We start from the raw sequence: 21,770 nt of genomic DNA on the forward strand, positions 1-21,770 counted from the left end.
GGGCGTGCTGGAGCCTTTCAGTGTGGGCGCTTGAAGCATAGGTCATCCAATGCCAGGCCCATCAAGGGCGGGCGTTTGGCTTATTGGCCAGTAAGACGGATGGGTGGCCGGACTTAATGCTTTATTGGCGGTAACGCTCTTAAGCGTTGCCGCTGAGTTTGGCCAGTGTCCGCTGCTCCCCAGGAAGTACGGCTTGTACGCTGGGACGCGCCTTGATGCGCTCAAGCAGGGCAGCCAGTTGTGGCCAGCGCTGGCTGTCCACGCGTTCGCCACCATGCTCAAGGTTGATCAACTGACAGCTAATTGCCAGGTCCGCCATGCTTAAACGATTGTCGACAAAGTAGTCGGCGCTGCCCAGGGTCTTTTCCAGGTAGTCGAAGTGGGCTGGCAGCTTGTCGTGCAATGCGCTTTGTACGGCCGTCTCGTCGCAGGGTTGCTGCATGGTTGGCTTCAAGACGCGGTTGCGGAACACGGCAAAAGTGGTCAGCGGCGCAAGTTCGTAGTCGGCGTATTTTTCCAGCCAGTTGATCCTGGCGCGCTGCTCAGGTGTGCTGCCATAAAGTGGCTGCAAGTCAGAATGTTTCTCTTCCAGATAGTGGCAAATCACGCTGGAGTCGGCCAAGGCGAAGTCGTCGTCCTTCAGTGCGGGAATACGTCCCAGTGGGCTGAGTTCGCGGTACCACTCGGGCTGGCCGAAGGGCGTGATGATCTCCAGTTGATACTCCAGGCCCTTCTCTGCAAGAAATAACCGCAGTTTGCGTACGAAGGGTGAGAGGGGCGCACCGTAGACGATCAGGCTCATGGGTAATCCTTGGTTGTCAGGTAGAGGAGGCGGGGGCTTTAGAAGCTCTTTTTCTTCCAGCTGTCTTCTTCGTCCAGGTCCTTGAGACCTTCGGTCAACTGATTGATTTCATTTTCGGCGGGCTTGCTGGTTTCCAGCACCATGGCATTGGCGCGATTTAAATGGTTTTCCAGTTGTGCCAGTTGCGCCTGGTATTTGCCCGGCTCAGGTTGTTTGCGCAGGTACTGCACGCCGCGTTCAAACGCTAGCCGAGCTTGACCTGGCAGGCTCTTTTGCAGGGCTTGCTGACCGAGATTATTGAAGAAGTCGATGTGCAGGAGGCACAGCATGTGCTGGATTTCTTTATTCCAGTGCTTGGCCTCATTGGCTTGCAGCAAGCCTTCCTGGGCGGCACGGCTGATTTGGCTGTGCAGGTTCTCCAGGGTGAAGCGTACTTCCTTGGCCTTGGCCTCGGTGTTAATGGGCTGCACAGGGTTTTCGATGGTGATCAGTTCGTTCTTGTTGACCTGCTCGCGCAGTTCAGAAATGCGGTTGCGCAGTTCGCTGTTGGTTTTATCCAGTGGCAGCAACTTGTCACTGGCTTGCAGTTCTAGGCGGCTGAGCAGCAGTTTCAGCGCGGGGGTCATCAGTTGACCTGGCAGATTGTCCGAAACGCTGCGGTTACGGCGCGCACGGTCGGTGAGGTCGGCTTTAAGGCGGGCCTTTTCCAGCTTGCTGCTTTCCAGCATGTGGTTGATGTAGGCGATAGCGATCAGGAGAAAGATGCCGACTACAATCAGCAGGGTTATGACGAGTGGCGACACCGCTAGAGCCTCATGCAAGTGATTTTCGCTTGAGTGTAGTGCCTTCGCTCTGTTGCTCATAGCACTAGGCCTGTTTATACCTAGAAGTCATTGATTTAAAAAAGATTAACTCAGGGGTTGACGACTCTTCGAGAGCTCCATAGAATGCGCGCCACTTCAAGCGTAAAGCCAAAAGCGAAACGCTGAAGCCGGAAGGGTTGATGAGAAAAACCCAGTCGATATCCGGAGCGTGTCCCCTTCGTCTAGTGGCCTAGGACACCGCCCTTTCACGGCGGTAACAGGGGTTCGAGTCCCCTAGGGGACGCCATATTGCGGGAATAGCTCAGTTGGTAGAGCACGACCTTGCCAAGGTCGGGGTCGCGAGTTCGAGTCTCGTTTCCCGCTCCATATTCACAAAAACGCCGCTCATTGAGCGGCGTTTTTGTTTGTGCGATTTAATCGCGCAAGAAAAAAGCCCGCCGGTTTACCGTGCGGGCTTTTTTCATTTAAACGCGGTGGATCAGTGCTGGATGCCTTGTGTCGACAAGCTCAGCAGCTGTTTTTCCTGATTCCAGTCGAAGGGCTCGTCGTTCTGCGCGGCTTCGTAGCGGCGCTCGTCCAGGGCCTGGAACATTTGCAGCTCTTCATCGGGCATGTAATGCAGGCAGTCGCCGCCAAAGAACCACAGCAGGTCGCGAGGCACCAGGTGAGCGATTTGCGGGTAGCGATGGATGATCTGGCAGATCAGGTCTTGGCCCAGGTAGAGGTTCTCATCCGGCGAGGCGGGGAGTTGCGTCAGCAGTTCGTCGAAGCGCTCAAGGAACAGGGCGTGATTTTCTTCAGGCACCTGCTCGGCATCGCCGAGGGCAACCAGAATGCTGCGCAGGTGTGCCAGCAGGGCGAGGTGGTGGTCGAGATAGGTGGTGGCCATGGGGCAGTCCTCTGCAAAAAATCAAGCGCGCGAGTATAGGCGGCTGGCTGGCGGCTGTCCTGTTTGCCGTTTCATTCGTGACAACGCGGCGCACAGTGAAATAGAGGATTGGCGCAATGGCTGGCAAGCCTGGCGTGTTCGGCGTTAACCCTAGGTGCGGGTGCTGGTTAGACTGAAAGTCCATTTGCTGAGGAGCGCTTGCCGTGGATGAGTATCTGCAGCCTGGTCCGTTTATTGACAGTGATCATCCCGACGTCATCGCGTTTGCCGAGCGCAACCGCGGGGGCAGTGAGGATCTGCGCGAACAGGCCGTCAGCCTCTATTACGCCGTGCGTGATCAGGTGCGCTACAACCCCTATACCTTCAGCCGAGACCCGCACACACTTAAGGCCAGCCATGCACTAAGCGCGGGCGAGAGTTACTGCGTGCCCAAGGCGCTGCTGTTGGCGGCGTGCGCCCGGCATTGCGGTATTCCCGCACGGATTGGGCTGGCTGATGTGCGTAACCATCTGGCGACGCCACGCTTGCTGGCGCTGCTGCGCAGCGAGGTGTTTGCCATGCATGGTTACACCGAGCTGTACCTTGAGGGGCGCTGGGTCAAGGCGACCCCTGCATTCAATCTGGCGTTGTGCCGGGTGTTCAAGGTTGAGCCGTTAGCGTTCGACGGCCTTAGTGACAGCGTGTTCCATCCCTGTAATCAGCAGGGGGAACGCTACATGGAATATCTGCAGGACCACGGCCAATTCGCCGAGTTGCCGCTGGAGTTGTTTTTCAGTCATTTGGCGGCCTGTTATCCGCACTTTTTTAATGATGAAGCGCTGAGTCTGGGCGGTGACTTGCAGTGTGAGGCAAGCGCGCTTGCTTAGCGGGTCGCCTGCATCCTGCCGGCTTATTCGCCGCCGCTGAGTTGCATTTACGCCATTGCGCCCTTATCTAAAGACTCCCTTTCTTTCGGCGCGTGCACGTTATGCATCCTGCTCTGTCCATCCGGCAGCTGACCAAAACCTACGGCAATGGCTTTCAGGCCCTCCAGGGCATTGATCTGGACGTGGCTGAGGGTGATTTTTTTGCCCTGCTGGGCCCTAACGGGGCTGGCAAGTCGACAACTATTGGGATTCTCTCGACCCTGGTAAACAAAACCAGTGGCACGGTGAATGTCTTTGGCCATGACCTCGACCGCTCGCCGTCGGCGTTGAAACGCTGCATAGGCGTGGTGCCGCAGGAATTCAACTTCAACCAGTTCGAGAAAACCTTCGATATCGTCACCACCCAGGCGGGCTATTACGGCATCCCGTCGAAGCTGGCCAAGGCGCGTGCCGAGCAGTACCTGACCCAGTTGGGCTTGTGGGATAAGCGTGATGTGCCGTCGCGGATGCTTTCAGGGGGCATGAAGCGCCGTTTGATGATCGCCCGCGCGCTGGTGCATCAGCCGCGCCTGTTGATTCTTGATGAGCCAACCGCCGGGGTGGATATCGAGCTGCGCCGTTCGATGTGGAGCTTTCTGACCGAGCTGAACGAGCAGGGCATCACCATCATTCTCACCACGCATTATCTGGAGGAGGCTGAGCAGCTGTGCCGCAATATCGGCATCATCGATCATGGCAGGATTGTCGAGAACACCAGCATGCGTGAGCTGCTGGGTAAGCTGCACGTCGAAACCTTGCTGCTCGACCTCAAAGACGCGCAGTTGGTGCCGCCGCAATTGCTTGGTTACCCGGCGCAGATGCTCGATGCCCACACCCTGGAGGTGCAGGTGGAAAAAAGCCAGGGCATTACCGAGCTGTTTCGCCAACTGGCCAGTCAGAACGTCGAGGTGCTGAGCTTGCGCAATAAAACCAATCGGCTGGAGGAGTTGTTTGTCTCCTTGGTGGAGAAAAACCTGGCCGAGGCGAGCGTATGAATACGGATCTTATCAACAGCGAGTTGCGCGCTAATCTGGTTGCCCTGCAAACCATTGTTTACCGAGAAATTCGCCGCTTCACCCGTATCTGGCCGCAGACGTTGCTGCCGCCGGGCATCACCATGGCCTTGTATTTCGTCATCTTCGGCAACCTGATTGGCCGGCAGATTGGTGATATGGATGGCTTCAGCTATATGGACTACATCGTGCCTGGACTGATCATGATGTCAGTGATCACCAACGCCTACAGCAATGTGGTGTCGAGTTTCTTCAGCAGCAAATTCCAGCGCTCGGTGGAGGAATTGCTGGTGTCGCCGGTGTCGCCCCATGTGATTCTGGTCGGCTATGTCACCGGTGGTGTGTTGCGCGGCTTGGCAGTGGCGCTGATTGTGACCTTGCTGTCGCTGTTCTTTACCGATCTGCAGGTGCATCACCTGGGTATCACCATTCTGGTGATTGCTCTGACCGCGACCATCTTTGCTTTGGGCGGCTTTATCAATGCGGTGTATGCGCGTAATTTCGATGATATTTCCATCATTCCGACCTTCGTGCTGACGCCGCTGACCTACCTTGGCGGGGTGTTTTACTCGATCCACATGCTCTCGCCGTTCTGGCAGACGGTATCGCTGGCCAATCCGATCCTGCATATGGTCAATGCCTTCCGCTACGGCATTCTTGGCGTCTCTGACCTGAATATCAACGTGGCCATCGGCCTGATGCTGGTCACCACGTCTGCCCTGTATCTGCTGTGCATTCGCTTGCTGATTAGCGGTCGCGGCATGCGTCAGTAGGTGTATCGCGTGGTGCGTTGTCGTGATGGCGACGACCTTGCTGGCGCTGAAAGGCGCCGGCAAACGGGCTACAATCGCCTCCTGTTCTGATTCGGGTTGTCTTTTATGCATCATCCTGCCGCCGAAGACTCGCCACTGGGTAAAACCAGTGACTACGTCGCCACCTATACGCCGTCACTGCTGTTCCCGATCCCGCGTACAGCCAAATGGGCCGAGCTGGGCCTGACGGCGCAGACCTTGCCGTATCAGGGTGTGGACCTGTGGAATTGCTATGAGCTGTCCTGGTTGACACCCTCGGGCAAACCAGTGGTAGCGATTGGCGAGTTCGCCATTCCCGCTGACTCGCCGAATATCATCGAGTCCAAATCGTTCAAGCTCTACCTCAACTCCCTGAATCAGACGCCGTTTGCGTCTCGTGAGGAGCTTACCGCGCTGCTGCAGGCCGATTTGTCGAAGGTGGCCGGAGCTCACGTGTCGGTGTGTGTGCGCACTTTGAGTGAGGTTGAAGAGGAGGGCGTGGCGCGCTTGCCGGGCGTGTGCATTGATGAGCTGGAGGTGAGCATTCAGGACTACCACCAGCCGCAACCGCAGTTGCTGCAATGCGATCCGCAGCGGCAGGTCACTGAAGCCTTGCACAGCCATCTGCTGCGTTCCAATTGCCCGGTCACCGGGCAGCCGGACTGGGGCAGTGTAGTGGTTGAATACAGCGGGCCGGCGCTGGATCACGCCAGCTTCTTGCGTTACCTGGTGAGCTTTCGTCAGCACGCGGATTTTCACGAGCAATGCGTGGAGCGCATCTTTTTGGACCTGCAGCGTTTATTGCAGCCCAAGGCGTTGAACGTGTACGCGCGTTATGTGCGTCGCGGCGGGCTGGACATCAATCCGTACCGCAGTCTGAGCACGCCAAGCCCGGACAACCGGCGCCTGGTGCGGCAGTAAGAAAAATCCCGGCCATAGCGCCGGGATTTTTTATGTCTCAGATGCCCATGTTGGCCAGGCTCTGCAGGATGTTGCGCAACGTGCCGGCCACTGTCGGGTGTTCCACCTCAAAGCGCTCTACGGCCAGGTTGACGCCGTCAACCAGTGACGTGTCTGGCGGGTTGATGCTGGAGCGGGTCAGTTGCTGGTCGATTTCTTCTAATAGAGCAGCCAGGGCTGCCCTGTCGTCGTCGCTCAGCGGTGGCTGCTGGGCCAGTTGATCGCGCAGTTCTTGCAGTTGTTGCTGTAAATGTGCCGGCATGCTGGTTTCCCTGAGTGATGGGGCGCTGGGCAGGGTGCCCGTGGAGCGTCTACCTGCAGATTAATCTACCTGCGCATCGCTTGCCTGATTCGGGTCAAATGCTGCGCTATCGGAGTTGGTGATTTTGCCGCGTTCTGGCCGGCAAAAACGAGCGCTGTGGCTTTATACTGCGCTACAGCGTCGACGGGTTAGCCGCATCGGCAGATTAAATCGAAGGGAGTGAGTGGATATGCGCGCAATAGCTGCGAGCTGGTCTGAACAGTTGGGCAAGCTTTTCCTCTGCGCCGGGTTGTTGTGCCTGCCGGTGTTGGCGCAGGCCGCCAGTGAAGATGATCCGTGGGAGTCGTTCAATCGACCGATCTTCACCTTTAACGACACCCTCGATACCTATGCACTCAAGCCTCTGGCGCAGGGTTATCAGGCCATAACTCCGCAATTTCTCGAGGATGGCATCCATAACATGTTTGGCAATGTCGGCGATGTCGGCAATCTGGCCAACAACCTGCTGCAGGGCAAAATCGAGGCGGCGGGCATCGATACCAGCCGGGTCTTGTTCAATACCACCTTCGGTCTGCTCGGCTTCTTCGACGTGGCGACCAAGATGGAGCTGCGCAAGAGTGATGAGGACTTTGGTCAGACCCTGGGTGCCTGGGGCGTGAGCAGTGGTCCTTATGTGGTCTTGCCGCTGCTGGGGCCAAGTAGCGGTCGCGATGCCGTTGCCAAAATCCCGGATAGCCTGCTGGAACCCTATCCATATATTAATGATGTGCCTGCGCGCAACGTGACCCGTGGTGTTGATGTTGTCGACACCCGTGCCAGCTTGCTCTCGGCCGAAAAGCTGATCAGCGGCGACAAGTACGTCTTTATTCGCAATGCCTACCTGCAAAATCGCGAGTTCAAGGTCACGGATGGTGAAGTGGTGGATGACTTCTAAGTCATCAGCCAGATAAAACAAAAGGCGGCCATGGCCGCCTTTTGTGTGTCTGCAAGCCTTAACTCAGCTCATGGACAGAATGGTCAGGCCCAAGGATTGGCGGCCGTCGCCCAGATCGATGACGCGTACCACTTCGGTCTCAGCGTTCAGCCCAGACAGCTTGTCGTGGTCAGAGGCAATTTGAACGCGGATTTTTTCACCCATCTGCAGGTTGCTGGTCGCTTCGACCTGCATGCCGGTGCTAGACAGATCCAAGCACAGCGCCGGAATTTCCTGGCCGGCATGGTGCAGAGTCATTTTGGCTTCCATCCGCATGCGGATGTAGTCTCGTTTCTCACTGTAGGCACGATCAATTTGGCTCATTAACCCCTTCCTCTTGTTCTATGGACGCTCTCCAGTAACTCTTATAACCCCCGCGGATTTGAGGTGTAAAGTCGCCCGGCGACGATCGGCTCACGCTTGAATCGATGCTGAGATGGGAGTACCGTCTGCGCCTTGAAGTGAAGCCTCGCCAATGCATCCAGACCTGCGTGCTGATGCCAAATTTAACCCGTCCCCGGCGTTGTTTGCCTGGATACCCAATGCACAATTCCAGTGCCACGCTGCTGATCATTGACGACGACCAAGTCGTGCGTGCGAGCCTCGCAGCCTATCTCGAAGACAGCGGTTTCACCGTCCTGCAAGCCAGCAATGGATTGCAGGGCCTTGAAGTGTTTGAGCGTGATCATCCCGACCTAGTCATCTGTGATTTGCGCATGCCGCAGGTCGATGGTCTGGAGTTGATTCGCCGAATCAATGCGCTGCAGGTGGAAACACCGGTCATTGTGGTCTCCGGGGCCGGGGTCATGACCGATGCGGTGGAAGCCCTGCGCTTGGGCGCTGCCGACTACCTGATCAAACCTCTCGAAGACCTCGCTGTGCTCGAGCACTCGGTGCGGCGGGCTCTGGATCGCGTTCTGCTTCGGGTGGAAAACCTGCGCTATCGGGAAAAGCTCGAAGCCGCCAACCGTCAGTTGCAGGCCAGCCTGAGCTTGCTTGAGGAAGATCAGAACGCTGGGCGACACGTGCAGATGAACATGCTGCCGCAGACGCCTTGGGTCGCCGATGGCCTGCAGTTCGCTCACCAGATCATTCCATCGCTTTATCTGTCTGGCGACTTTGTCGATTATTTCCGCCTCGATGAGCACCGCGTGGCGTTTTACCTGGCTGACGTTTCTGGCCATGGCGCTTCATCGGCCTTTGTCACCGTACTGTTGAAGTTCATGACCACCCGTTTGCTCTATGAATCGCGCCGCGGCGGGGTGCTCCCGGAGTTCAAACCCTCGGATGTGCTCGCCCATATCAACCGTGGCCTGCTCAACTGCAAGCTGGGTAAGCACGTGACCATGATTGGCGGGGTGATTGATGAGCAGGCGGGCTCGCTGACCTACAGCATCGGCGGCCATCTGCCGCTGCCCGTGCTGTTCAGTGAAGGTGAGTCGCACTATTTGCAGGGGCGCGGCTTGCCGGTGGGCTTGTTTGCCGAAGCCACCTATCAGGATCATGTCATGCAGATACCGGAGAGTTTCAGCCTGACGTTGCTGTCTGACGGCATCCTGGACCTTTTGCCTGGCGATACACTCAAAGAGAAAGAGACCCTCCTGCCGCAGTTGGTATCCAGTGCGGGCGGCACGCTTGATGGGTTGCGTCGAGTCTTTGGTCTGGCCAAGCTGGGCGATATGCCGGATGATATCGCCTTGCTGGTGATGAGCAGGAACCTTGCATGAGTACTGGTAAAATCCAGTTTGCCGAGCAAAGCGGCACATTTGTTTTAAAGTTCGTCGGAGAAGTCCGTCTGACCCTGTGTTCGGCGTTGGATGCGACGATTGAGAAGATTTTCACCTCCCTGAATTTCTCGGCCATCGTCATTGATCTGACCGAAACGCGCAGTATCGACAGCACCACGCTCGGCCTGCTGGCCAAGTTGTCGATCCTGTCGCGGCAAAAAATCGGCCTGCTGCCTACCGTGGTGACGACCCACGATGACATCACCCGCTTGCTGCAATCCATGGGCTTCGATCAGGTGTTCAATATCGTCGAAAGCCCGCTGCCATGCCCAGAATGCCTGGCGGATTTGCCCTCGCAGGATCAGTCAGAAGACGTGGTTAAGGCCAAGGTGTTGGAAGCGCACCAAATTCTGATGAGCCTGAATGAATCCAACCGTGAGGCTTTTCACGACCTCGTCAGCGCGCTGGAACGCCAGCACTGACAACGCCGCAACCGACTTGATGGCAATGGGCGATCCCTCACAGGATCGCCCATTGTCGTTTCAGGCCAGGGCTTTCAGCAGGGCTTCGAGTTTTTCCTGATCGCGTGCAAACAGGCGAATGCCTTCTGCGAGCTTCTCGGTGCCCATGGCATCTTCGTTCATGGCCCAGCGATACTGGCTTTCGCCCAGCGTTTGGCGGGACTCACCGGCATTGCCCGGCGCGAGCAGGCGAGGCAGTGGGGCGTGTTCGTCGGCCAGTTTCTGCAGCAGCTCTGGGCTGATGGTCAGGCGGTCGCAGCCGGCCAGTTGTTCGATCTGGCCGACATTGCGAAAGCTCGCACCCATCACCACGGTGCTGTAGGCATTGGCTTTGTAGTAGTTGTAGATGCGTGTAACCGACTGCACGCCAGGGTCTTCGGCGCCGACAAAGTCGCGGCCTTCGGTCTTCTTGTACCAGTCATAGATGCGGCCAACGAAGGGTGAGATCAGAAACACCCCGGCATCGGCGCAGGCAGCAGCCTGGGCGAAGGAGAACAGCAGGGTCAGGTTGGTCTGGATGCCTTGGCGCTCCAGTTGTTCAGCGGCGCGGATGCCTTCCCAAGTAGCGGCGATCTTGATCAGTACCCGCTCACGGCCGACCCCGGCCTGCTCGTAAAGGCCGACCAGGCGTTCAGCGCGGGCGAGGGTAGCCTGGGTATCGAACGATAGGCGGGCGTCGACCTCGGTGGAAATTCGTCCGGGAATGACCTTGAGGATTTCCTGGCCGACGCTGGCGCCAAACAGGTCGCAGGCCAAGCCCAAGTCGCCGTCACAATGGCCAATGGCGTTCTGCAGCAGCGGCGCATAACGCGGCAGCGCAGCGGCCTTGAGCAGCAACGATGGATTGGTGGTGGCATCCACGGGCTGCAGACGAATAATGGCGTCAAGGTCGCCGGTATCGGCCACCACGGTAGTGAACTGCTTGAGTTGATCCAGTTTGGAAGTCATGACGAAGCCTTGTCGATGCTGATCCCTTGACCTTACCCGAGCAGCCGCCACCACTCAACAGAGCTTAGGGTCTACTCCCGTTTCATCGCGAGCTGCGTTGCTGCGAGAAATGGCCCCCGCTTAGGCGCAGGACGTAGGTAATGGTTATTCCCTTGCCAAGTCCTGCAACGACAGTGGGGGCCATTTCTCGCGCAACCCGAAGGGCCGGGCCTGTTTTTGTGCGAGGCGGCGTTACTCGTCGCTTATTTGGAACAACCCAATCACGCTCCTCGCGTCTTGCCTCGCGCAAAAACAGGCTCCGGCGCGGCCGCGAATGAAACGGGAATAGACCCTAGTGACCCTCAAGCAATTGAGTGGCCTGATCCAGCAGTTGCAGCGGGTCATCGACCTTGTGCACATCCACCGAGAGCAGCTGGCGAAAGCGCCGAGCGCCAGGGAAACCTTGGCCCAGACCCAGTACATGCCGTGTGATGTGGTGCATCGCGCCGCCTTCGGCCAGATGCTGCTCGATGTAAGGGCGCAACTGGCGCAGCGCCTCGGCGCGGCCAATGACCTGCGCGTTGCTGGCGAACAGCTGTTGATCGACCTGCGCCAACACGTAGGGGTTGTGATAAGCCTCGCGGCCCAGCATGACGCCATCGAAGGTCTGCAGGTGCGTGCGGCACTCATCCAAGGTTTTGATACCACCGTTGAGAATGAACTCAAGATCGGGGAAGTCGTGCGTGAGCTGGGCGGCGACCTCGTAGCGCAGCGGCGGCACCTCACGGTTCTCCTTGGGCGACAGGCCTTCGAGAATGGCGATCCGTGCGTGCACGGTAAAACTGCGGCAACCGGCGGCGGCAACGGTACCGACGAAGTCACACAGCTCGGCGTAGCTGTCGCGACCATTAATACCAATTCGATGCTTGACCGTTACCGGGATGCTCACTGCATCCTGCATGGCCTTGACGCAATCGGCCACCAGCTGCGGATGGCCCATCAAGCAGGCCCCAATCATGTTGTTCTGCACCCGATCACTGGGGCAGCCAACATTTAGGTTGACCTCGTCATACCCAACGTCCTCAGCCAGGCGCGCGCAAGCTGCCAGATCAGCCGGATTGCTACCGCCCAGTTGCAGCGCCAGCGGGTGCTCGCACTCGCTGTAACGTAGAAAACGCTGCCGGTCGCCATGCAGCACCGCACCGGTGGTGACCATTTCGGTGTAGAGCAGGGCATGCTTGGAGAGTAGGCGCAGGAAGAACCGGCAATGGCGGTCGGTCCAATCCATCATCGGCGCAACGCTGAATTTCCTGCTTAAAACGTGCTGATTAGAAAGGTCTTTTTCCAATGCAATAACCTGGGGCATAGCTAGAAGAACTCAGTAAGTGCACAGCAGGCGCACAGGAGGAAAACGGGGTGGAGATTATACAGGTCTCGAGGCCTTGCTTCTGTGCACATCAATGTGAACGCAAGAGCTGCGAGCTGCAAACGGCTCAAGAGGTCCTGTGGTTGACGAGCACGGGAGCAGCGCTTTTGAACACCACGTCCTGCTGGGTACGGTCACATTTGCTTTGGTCATGTGCGTGGTGATGGGGCGTCGGCGCCAGCCTCAATAGTCAGGCGTGTTACCTGCGCGGAACAGGTGCTGAGTGCCGGGTTGGTAAAGCGCGGAGTCGGCAAAGTCCTCGGCGCCCAAGACTCTGCCAACCAGAATCAGGGCCGTGCGGCGAAAGCCTTTGGCCTGCACCAAGGCCTCGATATCCGCCAGGGTGCCGCTGACCCAGTCTTGGTCAGGCCAGCTGGCGCGATGGACCACCGCAATCGGGCAATCGGCGCCATAGTGCGGCAGCAGTTCGGCGATAATTTTTTTCAGGTGCACCACGCCCAGGTGAATGGCCATGGTCGCGCCATGGCGGGCGAGGTCAGCCAGTTGCTCACCGGCGGGCATCTCCGACTTGCTGGCGTAGCGGGTAAGAATCACGGTTTGCGAGACGGCGGGTAGGGTCAGTTCACTTTCCAGCAGCGCCGCACAGGCCGCCGTGGCCGTGACGCCGGGGATGATCTGAAACGGGATCGCCAGTGCTCGCAGGTGGCGGATCTGTTCGCCGATGGCGCCGTACAGTGACGGGTCGCCGGAGTGCACGCGGGCCACGTCCTGGCCTTTGTCGTGGGCCTCACGGATCAGCTTGATTATTTGTGTCAGGTGCAGTTCGGCGGTGTTGACCAGTCGTTCGGCGCGATGGCCTTCGAGCACCGCTTCCGGCACCAGTGAACCGGCATACAGGATCACCGGACAACTGCGCAGCAGGCGCTGCCCCTTGACGGTGATCAGCTCCGGGTCACCGGGGCCGGCACCAATGAAATAGACGGTCATGCAGGCTCCGTGATTGGGGCGACGGCGATCGCGCAGGTGGCGCGGGCGTTGTGCTGGCGGGGGCCAAGTAACGTGGCGCGGCCACCATTGAGATATTCGGCCTGGGCCAGCGCGCAGGCTTCGGCCACTCCGGCGCTGCCGGTCAGTTGTCGACTGAGTTCTGAGTGCTGACTTAGGCGCGCATCATAAGGTTGTAGCTGTGCGCTGCTCAGCCAGTACAGGGGGATTTGCAACTCGCTGGCCAGTTGCAGCAACGCAGGTTCCCCTCGTTTGTGTTGGCTGCTGGCAAGGCCGGTAAGCGCGCTGAGTGGCAGGTCATGGGTGGTCAGCGTGTGTTGCAGCAGGTCGCGCAACTCGCTCAGTGGGCAATTCTGCCGGCAACCCAGTCCCGCTACGTAGTGCATGTTCAGCGGGTCACGCGCGCGTACAGGTGGCGCAGGTGTTAGCGACAAGGCTAAGAGCTTGCGCAAGGGGCGCTAAAGAGGACAGCGTGCCGGACATGGTGTGACCTTCTGTGGGGAGTGAACGCGAGAGAAGGTACGCAGCACGACAATAGCCCGGGGCGAGCTAAAAATCCGGCGCGCACCCGCCCACCGCGGATTGCCAAACAAGGCTCAGGCCGGTCTCCGGGCTTGCGACGACTGTCGTGGACAGTTCAGGGTTGACCTTCCCATGCCGAGGCACAGTGGTTAACACAACCCTTGCGTCTGCTTACCGTTGCGGGGGCAGCGCCGGACTCACACCGGCTTCCCGTTTCACCCCACACACGACGGTGCGAGACACCTGAAACAGCTTTTTAGAACATCACGAAGCGCCCCCGAGCGTCAACCATGGCATTGACCTGCCCCAAGTCACTGCGTAGCCTTCGCGGCATTCGAGGTTCTTCGGTTATGCGCCGAAGCTAAGAGGGAACGCGGTGATGCCGCGGCTGCCCCCGCAACTGTGAACGACCAAACCCCCTTCGATACACCACTGCCTGCCGGCGGGAAGGTGAAGGAACTGCGCAACGCGCGGGTCGTGAGCCAGGAGACCTGCCTCGCAATGTTTTTGACAACCGGGCGGGGTGCTCCGGTGGTGCAGGGTTGCGACGCGTTGGCGTTGCCCCCGTTGCCGCCTGCCTGCTCGCCGAACCCTTCGACGCTGCGCAGGCCACCCATGAAAACCTTCAGCAAACTTCCCGTCACCATCGTTACCGGCTTCCTCGGCGCCGGCAAAACCACCCTGTTGCGGCATATGCTCGGCCACGCCGACGGTCGGCGTATCGCGGTGATCGTCAACGAGTTTGGCGAGCTGGGCATCGACGGCGAAATCCTCAAGCAGTGCTCCATCGGTTGCAGCGAAGAAGACGCCAACGGCCGCATCTTCGAGCTGGCCAACGGCTGCCTGTGCTGCACCGTGCAGGAAGAATTCTTCCCAGTGATGCGCGAGCTGGTGGCACGCCGTGGCGAGCTCGACCACATCCTGATTGAAACTTCCGGCCTGGCCTTGCCCAAGCCGTTGGTGCAGGCCTTTAACTGGCCGGAAATCCGCAACGCCTGCACCGTCGATGCGGTCATCACCGTGGTCGACAGCCCGGCCGTGGCCGCCGGCACCTTCGCCGCCTTTCCTGAGCAAGTCGACGCGCAGCGCCAGCTTGACCCGAACCTGGACCACGAATCGCCGCTGCATGAGCTGTTCGCCGACCAGTTGGCCAGCGCCGACCTGGTGATCCTCAACAAGGCCGACCTGCTCGACGCCGCCGCCCTGGCTGCGGTGCGTGCGGAAGTCGCCGAGGAACTGCCGCCCGCAGTGAAAATCATCGAAGCCCATGGCGGCGAGCTGCCGCTGGATGTGCTGCTGGGCCTGAACTGCGAGACCGAGCTGCATATCGATGCGCGCAAGACCCACCATGACCTGGAAGGCCATGAAGAACACGATCACGACGAGTTCGACTCCTTCGCCATCGAGCTGCCTGAAGCCGAGGAAGCCCGTCTGCTGCAAGCGCTGAAAAGCGCCGTCAGCACCCACGGCATTCTGCGCATCAAGGGCTTTGTGGCGATTCCCGGCAAACCGATGCGCCTGCTGCTGCAAGGCGTCGGCCAGCGTTTTGACAAACACTTCGACCGCGCCTGGCAGGCCGACGAGGCGCGTATCACCCGTTTGATTGTGATCGGCCAGAGCCTCGATCAAGCCGCTATCGAAGCCGAACTACGGGCGGCGCTGGCCTGATGAGTGTAGGAGCGGCTTTAGCCGCGAACGCGGCTTCGCGGCTAAAGCCGCTCCTACGGAACGCCTGATCCCATGCACTTATTGCGCACCCAACCCGGCAGCCAAGTGCCGGTCGACAGCATCGCCGACCTCGGCCAGACCCCGGCCGAGCTGGTGATTCTGTGCACCGGCGATTCGCAGTTGTCGCTGTTGGCGGAGGTGGCGCGGCAGTTGCCGGCGGATTACCCGAGCCTGCGCCTGGCCAGCCCGGCGCAGCTGAGCAATCACGCCTCGGTGGATTTTTACGTCGAGCAGGTGTTGCAGCACGCCAGGGTCATCCTGATTTCCGTGCACGGTGGCGTCAGCTACTGGCGCTACGGCATCGAGCGTTTGGTCGAGCTGGCCGAGCGCGGCGCACAAGTCATCATGGTGCCGGGTTGCGACAATCCCGATCCGGAACTGATGGCGTTGAGTAGCGTGCCGCTGGCGGAGGCCGAGCGGCTCTGGCAGTTCCTGCGCCAGGGCGGGGCGGCCAATGCCCAGCAGCTGTTCAACTGCATCGCCAGCCACTGGTTGCAGCGTGACTACCCCTGGGTAGAACCGCAGCCGCTGCCGCGCGTGGGCCTGTATCACCCGCAGCTGAGCACCCCGAGCCTGGCTGATTGGCAAGCTGATTGGCAGGTCGGTGCGCCGGTGGCGGCGCTGCTGTTCTACCGCACCCAGGTGCAGGCGGCAAATACCGGCTTTATTGATGTGTTCTGCCAGCGCTTGCAGGCCCATGGCCTTAATCCGCTGCCGATTGCCGTGGCCAGCCTCAAGGAAGCGGCCTGCCTGGCCCAAGTCGAGGACTGGCTGGACGAAGCCGATGCCCGCTTGATTATCAACACCACTGCATTCGCCCTGTCTAACCCGGAAGCGCCGAGCGCACGACCTTTCCGCCGCGATATCCCGGTGCTGCAAGCCATCTGCGCGCTGGATAACCATGAGCAGTGGCAAGCCAATGACCAGGGCCTGGGTTCGCGCGACCTGGCCATGCATATCGTGCTGCCCGAGCTGGATGGCCGGCTGATAACCAAGCCGATCAGCTTCAAGGGCCTGGCCTGGCGCAGCGAGCGCAGCCAGAGCGATGTGGTCTGTTACCAGCCCCATCTGCCGGGGATGGACTTTGTCGCCGAGCTGGCGCGTAACTGGATTGCTCTGGCGCGCAAACACAACGCCGACAAGCGCATCGCCCTGGTGCTGGCCAACTACCCGACTCGCGATGGGCGCATTGGCAATGGCGTTGGCCTGGATACCCCGGCGGCGGCGCTGAATATCCTCAAGGCGCTGCAACAGCAGGGCTACCCGGTTGCCGGGTTGCCCGACAGCGGCACCGCGCTGATCCACCAGTTGCTCGGCGGCGTGACCAATGAGCTGGACAGCCTCGACGCGCGGCCCTGCGCCCAGAGCTTGGCGCTGGATGAGTACCTGGCGTTTTTCCACAGCTTGCCGGTGGCCAACCAGCAGGCGGTGCGTGAACGCTGGGGCGAACCGAAAAGTGATCCGATGTTCCGCAGCGGTCGGCTGATGATCGCCGGCCTGCGCTTCGGCCTGACCTTTGTCGGCATCCAGCCGGCCCGTGGTTATCAATTGGATGCGGCGGCGGTGTATCACGACCCCGATCTGGTGCCTCCGCATGGCTACCTGGCGTTCTACTGCTGGCTGCGCCGGGCCTTTGCTTGTGACGCGGTGATCCACGTCGGCAAACACGGCAATCTGGAATGGCTGCCGGGCAAGAGCGTCGGCCTGTCCGAGCAGTGCTGGCCGAGCGCGATTCTCGGCCCGCTGCCGAATATCTACCCGTTTATCGTCAACGATCCGGGCGAGGGCGCGCAGGCCAAGCGGCGCACCCAGGCGGTGATTATCGACCACCTGATGCCGCCGCTGACCCGCGCCGAAAGCTACGGCCCGCTGCGCGATCTGGAGCGCCTGGCCGACGAATATTACGAAGCCAGCCAGCTCGACCTGCGCCGCGCTGCCGAACTGCGCGGCGAGATTCTGCTCAAGGTGCGCGAGGCCAGCCTCGACCGCGAGCTGGGCCTGCAACTGAACGAAGACCCCAATAGCTGGCTGCCGCAACTCGACGCCTACCTGTGCGATTTGAAGGAGTCGCAGATCCGCGATGGGCTGCATGTGTTTGGCGAATCACCGGCCGGCACCCTGCGCCGCGACACCCTGCTGGCGCTGCTGCGCATTCCCCGTGGCGATGGTCAGGGCGGCAATGCCAGCCTGCTGCGCGCTCTGGCCCGCGATCTGGAGCTGGGCTTCGATCCGCTTGACTGCGACATGGCCGCACCTTGGCAGGGGCCGCGCCCGGCGCTGTTGCAGCGCCTGAGCGATGACAGCTGGCGCAGCGCGGGCGATACCCGTGAACGCTTGGAACTGCTGGCCTTGCAGTTGATTAGCGCGGCGGATTTTGAATCCGTTGGTGCGGAAAGCACCCAGGTGTTGCAGCGTTTGCGTGAGCAGATCGCGCCGCTGCTGGATGCCTGCGGCCCGGCCGAAATTCACGGCCTGCTCGCGGCGCTAAGCGGGCGTTTCGTTCCCGCCGGGCCGAGTGGCGCGCCGAGTCGCGGCCGCCTGGATGTGCTGCCCACCGGGCGCAATTTCTATAGCGTCGATGTGCGCAACCTGCCCACACCGACTGCCTGGCGAATCGGCGTGCAGGCGGCGGATCGCCTGCTGGAGCGGCATCTGCAGGATCACGGCGACCACCTGCGTCAGCTCGGCCTGTCGATGTGGGGCACTGCGACCATGCGCACCGGCGGTGACGATATGGCTCAGGCTCTGGCGCTGATGGGCGTGCGCCCGGTGTGGCAGGCCGGCAGCCAGCGCGTCGAGCGTTTCGAGGTGCTGCCGCTGGCGCAACTCGGCCGCCCACGGGTGGACGTGACCCTGCGCGTGTCCGGCTTCTTCCGCGATGCCTTTAGCAACCTGATCCGCCTGTTCGATGACGCTGTGCAGGCGGTGGTTGATCTCGATGAGCCAGAAGAGATGAACCCACTGTCGGCGCGGGTCTGGCGTGAATCCCTGACCCTGCAAGACAGCGGCCTGGACGAAGCCGAGGCGCGCCAGCAAGCCGGCTGGCGGGTGTTCGGCTCCAAGCCCGGCGCCTATGGCGCGGGCGTGCAGAACGCTATCGAAGAACGTCTGTGGCAAACCCGCGAGGACCTGGCCGAGGTCTACCTGAATTGGGGCGGCTACGCCTACGGCACCCACAGCGAAGGCACCCCGGCGCGCGCGCAGTTTGCCGAACGCCTGGAGCAGATGCAGGCGGTGCTACACAACCAGGACAACCGCGAGCACGACATCCTCGATTCCAACGACTACTACCAGTTCCAGGGCGGCATGCTAGCCGCGGTGGAAACCCTGCGCGGTGCCAAGGTGGCGAGTTATCACGGCGACAACAGCCAGCCGGATACGCCGCGCATCCGCACCCTGAAGGAAGAACTCAATCGCGTGGTGCGCGCCCGTGCGGCCAATCCCAAGTGGATCGAGGGCATGAAGCGCCACGGCTACAAGGGCGCGTTCGAGCTAGCGGCGACCATCGACTACCTATTCGCCTTCGACGCCACCAGCGAACTGGTCGACGACCACCAGTACGCACTGCTCACCGATGCCTATTTGCTCGACAAAAACACCCGCGACTTTATCCAGCAGCACAACCCCGGCGCCCTGCAGGACATCCTCGAGCGCCTACTCGAAGCCCAGCAACGCGGCCTCTGGCAGCATCCCGGCGAGTACCGCGAAGCCCTGGAAAACCTGCTGATTGATAGCGAGGAAGCATGATCATGTTCGTAGCCCGGATAAAATCCGGGGCATTTGCACTCGATATTCCCAGATTGCATCCGGGCTACGCAGCGCTCGTTCGCGCTCACCGGACCGTAGGGTGGGTTAGCCGCATGCCACCATTGTCAAGCATCACGCCAGTCCGGATGCGGCGTAACCCACCATCGGCGCAACGCATACCATCGGCTGGTGGGTTACGCGGCGCGCTATCGTCCTGTGTGGTTGCAAGTCCGCCGTTCTGCGCCGCCAACCCACCCTGCGTTTGCCCGAGCGGATCACGACGATGACCGAATACCACTTCCCTCTCGCTGCCGTGGTCGCCGCCGATGACCTGAAACTGGCGCTGTGCCTAGCGGCCATCGACCCCGCGATTGGCGGCGTGCTGATCGAAGGCCCACGCGGCATGGCCAAATCGACCCTGGCCCGTGGCCTGGCTGATCTGCTTGCCAGCGGCACTTTCGTTACCCTGCCGTTGGGCGCGAGCGAAGAACGCATCGTCGGCACCCTCGATCTCGACGCCGCCCTGGGCGAAGGTCGTGCGCAGTTTTCCCCCGGTCTGCTGGCCAAGGCCAATGGCGGCGTGCTGTATGTCGATGAGGTCAATCTGCTGCCCGATCATCTGGTCGATCTGCTGCTGGATGCCGCCGCCAGCGGGGTCAACCATATCGAGCGTGACGGCATCTCCCATCGGCATGCCGCGCGTTTTGTGCTGATCGGCACCATGAACGCGGAAGAGGGCGAGTTGCGCCCGCAGTTGCTCGATCGCTTCGGTCTTAACCTGGCCCTGGACGCCCAGCCGCAACCGGCCCAGCGCGCCGAGATCGTCCGTCGTCGGTTGGCTTTTGATGCCGACCCGCAGGCGTTTCTTGAGCGCTGGCAGACGCAGCAGTATGAACTGCGTGAACGCTGCCAGAGCGCCCGTGAGCGGCTGGTGGCGATTCCATTAGATGATGCCGCTCTGGAACAGATCAGCCAGCGTTGTTTCGCTGCGGCCGTCGATGGCCTGCGTGCCGATTTGGTCTGGCTGCGCGCCGCCCGTGCCCATGCCGCCTGGCGGGGTGCGGAACACATTGAGTCGGTGGATATCGACGCGGTGGCAGACTTCGTTCTGCGTCACCGTCGCCGCCACAACCCGCCGCCTGCTGCACAATCCCCGCAGCCTCAAACGCAGCCCGACAACAGCGCCACCAGTGAGCAGCCACAAGCGCCGCAAGGCGAGGGTCAGTGGGGGGAATTACCCGCCCAGGCGCAGAGCCTAGGCGTCCGGCGTGAACCGCCGCGCTGGACAAAAAAGCCCTAGGCATCCGCCCGCGCACAGCCCCAGGCGCGGATGCCCGGGCCGCTCCCGGCACACTCGGCAATGGGCGCAACGGTGCCAGTCGCAGTGGCGCGGCAGGGCGTGTCGACTGGCCGGCGAGCCTGCTTAACGGTCGCCCGCGTACTCGACAGAATCTCGTGTTGCGCCCGCGCAGCGCCAAGCCTGCGGAGCTGTGGCTGGTGATAGTCGACGCCTCGGCCTCGACCTGCCGGCATGGCGCGCTGAGCAAAGCCAAAGGCCTGCTCAGTGAGGTGTTCGAGCAGGCCCGCCGGCAACGCGCGCGCCTGGCCGTGCTGCACGCCACCGGCCGTCAGGCGCAATGGCTTTGGCAGGGGCAGAAAGCCTCCCAGGCCTTGCAGCAGTGGTTGACCGAGTTGGGCGCGGGCGGCGGCACGCCTTTGCTGGCGGCAATACAGCAGGCCGCCGACTGGCAGGCACGGCGTCAGCGCCTGCACCCGGCCGAGCGTCACCGTTTATTGATCATTACCGATGGCCGCCTGCGCGATTGGCCAGCCTTAACCCCAAGCGCCTGCCCGGCGCTGCTGGTGGATATCGAAAGTGCGCCGATCCGCCTCGGCCGCGCGCGCCAATTAGCCACTGAGCTGGGTGCCGACTACCGACATATCGATTCGCTGCCGCTATTAGCCGGCAGCCTGGAGACCGCCTTATGAAAACCCTGTTGATAATCGGCATCGGCGCCGGCGACCCGGACTACCTAACCGTGCAGGCGATCAACGCGCTGAACCGCACGGACGTGTTCTTCCTGATGGACAAGGGCAGCGCCAAGGACAGCCTGATTGGCCTGCGCAAGACCATCTGCGAGCGCTTTATCCAGGGCCGCGATTACCGCTTTGTCAGTGCCGACTGCCCGGAGCGGGTGCGCGATGTGCCGGACTATCGCGGCAGCGTGGTCGACCTGAATCAGGACAAGCAGCAGGTGTTCGAAGGCATGATCCGCGAGCAGATGCGCGATGGCGAAACCGGCGCCTTTCTGGTCTGGGGCGACCCGGCGCTCTACGACAGCACCCTGCGCATCGTCGAACAGATCGTGGCCAACAGCAGCGAACAGATTGCGTACGAAGTGATCCCCGGCATCACCAGCCTGCAAGCCCTGGCGGCCAAGCATAAGGTCTGCTTTAACAGCATCGGCCAGGCCTTCCAGGTCACCCCGGCGCGCCGCCTGGCCGAAGGCGGCTTTCCTCCTGGGTTGGACAGCGTGCTGGTCATGCTCGATGCCCAAGACACCTACCAACGCTTTGTCGATCAGGCCATGCACATCTACTGGGGCGCCTATATCGGCACCCCGGACGAAGTGCTGATCGCCGGCCCGCTAAATGAAGTCGCCGACACCATCCGCACCCGCCGCACCGAACTGCGTGAGCAGCATGGGTGGATTATGGACAGTTATCTGTTGCGCAGGTGTGAGCGCGATACGAGCGCTACAGCCACCAACTGATAATTCGACCGTC

21 protein-coding genes, 2 tRNA genes and 2 riboswitches are annotated in these 21,770 nt (G+C 60.8%); of the genes, 14 read left to right on the forward strand and 9 right to left on the reverse strand.

From position 1 onward, the window contains the following. Window positions 1-139: 139 nt before the first annotated feature. Window positions 140-802: a glutathione S-transferase family protein gene (locus tag AC56DI_RS04335; protein ID WP_496345087.1), complete on the reverse strand. Its 663-nt coding sequence runs from the start codon at window positions 800-802 to the stop codon at window positions 140-142. 38 nt (window positions 803-840) lie between these two features. Beyond that, the gene (locus tag AC56DI_RS04340) at window positions 841-1,605 is read right to left on the reverse strand and encodes a hypothetical protein (RefSeq protein ID WP_496345088.1); all 765 of its coding nucleotides are present in this window, start codon (window positions 1,603-1,605) and stop codon (window positions 841-843) included. Window positions 1,606-1,836: 231 nt separating this feature from the next. Here AC56DI_RS04340 and AC56DI_RS04345 point away from each other — a divergent pair. Together AC56DI_RS04345 and AC56DI_RS04350 are read left to right on the forward strand one after the other, a co-directional pair. Continuing rightward, window positions 1,837-1,912: transfer RNA gene (locus tag AC56DI_RS04345), tRNA-Glu, on the forward strand. A gap of 4 nt (window positions 1,913-1,916) precedes the next feature. Beyond that, a tRNA-Gly gene (locus AC56DI_RS04350) sits at window positions 1,917-1,992 on the forward strand. Between the two features lie 112 nt (window positions 1,993-2,104). Here AC56DI_RS04350 and AC56DI_RS04355 read toward each other — a convergent pair. Further along, window positions 2,105-2,515, reverse strand: a complete 411-nt coding sequence (locus AC56DI_RS04355; protein WP_324521224.1) for a PA2817 family protein — start codon at window positions 2,513-2,515, stop codon at window positions 2,105-2,107. Window positions 2,516-2,718: 203 nt separating this feature from the next. On the opposite strand from AC56DI_RS04355, the gene AC56DI_RS04360 reads away from it, so the two are divergent. The 4 genes from AC56DI_RS04360 to queF all read left to right on the forward strand — a co-directional run bounded on the left by AC56DI_RS04360 (window position 2,719) and on the right by queF (window position 6,145). Beyond that, entirely contained in the window at window positions 2,719-3,381 is a 663-nt protein-coding gene (locus tag AC56DI_RS04360) for a transglutaminase-like domain-containing protein (RefSeq protein ID WP_496345089.1), read from the forward strand. 101 nt (window positions 3,382-3,482) lie between these two features. Continuing rightward, window positions 3,483-4,415 (forward strand): ABC transporter ATP-binding protein, encoded by a 933-nt coding sequence (locus AC56DI_RS04365; RefSeq protein ID WP_496345090.1) that lies wholly within the window; start codon window positions 3,483-3,485, stop codon window positions 4,413-4,415. A gap of 11 nt (window positions 4,416-4,426) precedes the next feature. Beyond that, entirely contained in the window at window positions 4,427-5,206 is a 780-nt protein-coding gene (locus AC56DI_RS04370) for an ABC transporter permease (protein ID WP_496345260.1), read from the forward strand. Between the two features lie 105 nt (window positions 5,207-5,311). Next, the gene (queF, locus tag AC56DI_RS04375) at window positions 5,312-6,145 is read left to right on the forward strand and encodes an NADPH-dependent 7-cyano-7-deazaguanine reductase QueF (protein WP_496345091.1); all 834 of its coding nucleotides are present in this window, start codon (window positions 5,312-5,314) and stop codon (window positions 6,143-6,145) included. Window positions 6,146-6,182: 37 nt separating this feature from the next. Here queF and AC56DI_RS04380 read toward each other — a convergent pair whose 3' ends face one another. After that, window positions 6,183-6,446 carry a DUF4404 family protein gene (locus tag AC56DI_RS04380; protein WP_496345092.1) on the reverse strand — a complete coding sequence of 88 codons (264 nt, stop codon included), beginning with the start codon at window positions 6,444-6,446 and terminating at the stop codon, window positions 6,183-6,185. Between the two features lie 229 nt (window positions 6,447-6,675). Here AC56DI_RS04380 and AC56DI_RS04385 point away from each other — a divergent pair, with 229 nt between their 5' ends. Next, entirely contained in the window at window positions 6,676-7,380 is a 705-nt protein-coding gene (locus AC56DI_RS04385; RefSeq protein WP_496345093.1) for an MlaA family lipoprotein, read from the forward strand. A gap of 63 nt (window positions 7,381-7,443) precedes the next feature. Here the strand turns inward: AC56DI_RS04385 and AC56DI_RS04390 are convergent, their stop codons facing one another. Beyond that, entirely contained in the window at window positions 7,444-7,743 is a 300-nt protein-coding gene (locus AC56DI_RS04390) for a PilZ domain-containing protein (protein WP_324521920.1), read from the reverse strand. A 218-nt stretch (window positions 7,744-7,961) separates the two neighbouring features. Here AC56DI_RS04390 and rssB point away from each other — a divergent pair, with 218 nt between their 5' ends. Both rssB and rssC read left to right on the forward strand, forming a co-directional pair. Then, entirely contained in the window at window positions 7,962-9,146 is a 1,185-nt protein-coding gene (gene rssB, locus AC56DI_RS04395) for a two-component system response regulator RssB (RefSeq protein WP_496345094.1), read from the forward strand. Further along, on the forward strand, window positions 9,143-9,628 hold the full coding sequence (rssC, locus tag AC56DI_RS04400) for an anti-sigma factor antagonist RssC (protein ID WP_496345095.1): 486 nt from the start codon (window positions 9,143-9,145) through the stop codon (window positions 9,626-9,628). The genes rssB and rssC overlap by 4 nt, the downstream gene beginning before the upstream one ends. Window positions 9,629-9,688: 60 nt before the next feature. On the opposite strand, the gene tal is transcribed toward rssC, so the two are convergent. The 4 genes from tal to AC56DI_RS04420 all read right to left on the reverse strand — a co-directional run bounded on the left by tal (window position 9,689) and on the right by AC56DI_RS04420 (window position 13,372). Beyond that, window positions 9,689-10,615 carry a transaldolase gene (gene tal / locus AC56DI_RS04405; RefSeq protein WP_496345096.1) on the reverse strand — a complete coding sequence of 309 codons (927 nt, stop codon included), beginning with the start codon at window positions 10,613-10,615 and terminating at the stop codon, window positions 9,689-9,691. Window positions 10,616-10,946: 331 nt separating this feature from the next. Next, window positions 10,947-11,960: a tRNA dihydrouridine(20/20a) synthase DusA gene (dusA, locus tag AC56DI_RS04410; protein WP_496345097.1), complete on the reverse strand. Its 1,014-nt coding sequence runs from the start codon at window positions 11,958-11,960 to the stop codon at window positions 10,947-10,949. 243 nt (window positions 11,961-12,203) lie between these two features. After that, window positions 12,204-12,968: a precorrin-4 C(11)-methyltransferase gene (gene cobM / locus AC56DI_RS04415; protein ID WP_496345098.1), complete on the reverse strand. Its 765-nt coding sequence runs from the start codon at window positions 12,966-12,968 to the stop codon at window positions 12,204-12,206. After that, window positions 12,965-13,372 carry a cobalamin biosynthesis protein gene (locus AC56DI_RS04420; RefSeq protein WP_496345099.1) on the reverse strand — a complete coding sequence of 136 codons (408 nt, stop codon included), beginning with the start codon at window positions 13,370-13,372 and terminating at the stop codon, window positions 12,965-12,967. Before AC56DI_RS04420 ends, cobM begins: the two co-directional genes overlap by 4 nt. 196 nt (window positions 13,373-13,568) lie before the next feature. Further along, a riboswitch (cobalamin riboswitch) is annotated at window positions 13,569-13,770 on the reverse strand. A gap of 58 nt (window positions 13,771-13,828) precedes the next feature. Further along, window positions 13,829-14,021: riboswitch (cobalamin riboswitch) on the forward strand. Between the two features lie 102 nt (window positions 14,022-14,123). On the opposite strand from AC56DI_RS04420, the gene cobW reads away from it, so the two are divergent. The 5 genes from cobW (at window position 14,124) to cobF (ending at window position 21,757) form a co-directional block, all read left to right on the forward strand. Next, entirely contained in the window at window positions 14,124-15,176 is a 1,053-nt protein-coding gene (gene cobW / locus AC56DI_RS04425) for a cobalamin biosynthesis protein CobW (protein WP_496345100.1), read from the forward strand. 72 nt (window positions 15,177-15,248) lie between these two features. After that, a complete protein-coding gene (cobN, locus tag AC56DI_RS04430) occupies window positions 15,249-18,983 on the forward strand; it encodes a cobaltochelatase subunit CobN (RefSeq protein ID WP_496345101.1) in 3,735 nt (1,244 codons plus the stop codon). 283 nt (window positions 18,984-19,266) lie between these two features. After that, window positions 19,267-20,283: a magnesium chelatase ATPase subunit I gene (locus tag AC56DI_RS04435; RefSeq protein ID WP_496345102.1), complete on the forward strand. Its 1,017-nt coding sequence runs from the start codon at window positions 19,267-19,269 to the stop codon at window positions 20,281-20,283. A gap of 2 nt (window positions 20,284-20,285) precedes the next feature. Beyond that, the gene (locus AC56DI_RS04440; RefSeq protein WP_496345261.1) at window positions 20,286-20,972 is read left to right on the forward strand and encodes a vWA domain-containing protein; all 687 of its coding nucleotides are present in this window, start codon (window positions 20,286-20,288) and stop codon (window positions 20,970-20,972) included. Then, window positions 20,969-21,757 (forward strand): precorrin-6A synthase (deacetylating), encoded by a 789-nt coding sequence (gene cobF / locus AC56DI_RS04445; protein ID WP_496345103.1) that lies wholly within the window; start codon window positions 20,969-20,971, stop codon window positions 21,755-21,757. Before AC56DI_RS04440 ends, cobF begins: the two co-directional genes overlap by 4 nt. Window positions 21,758-21,770 lie beyond the last annotated feature (13 nt).

It is taken from the genome of Pseudomonas sp. BGA-UO-ETr-WB11 (assembly GCF_059567785.1).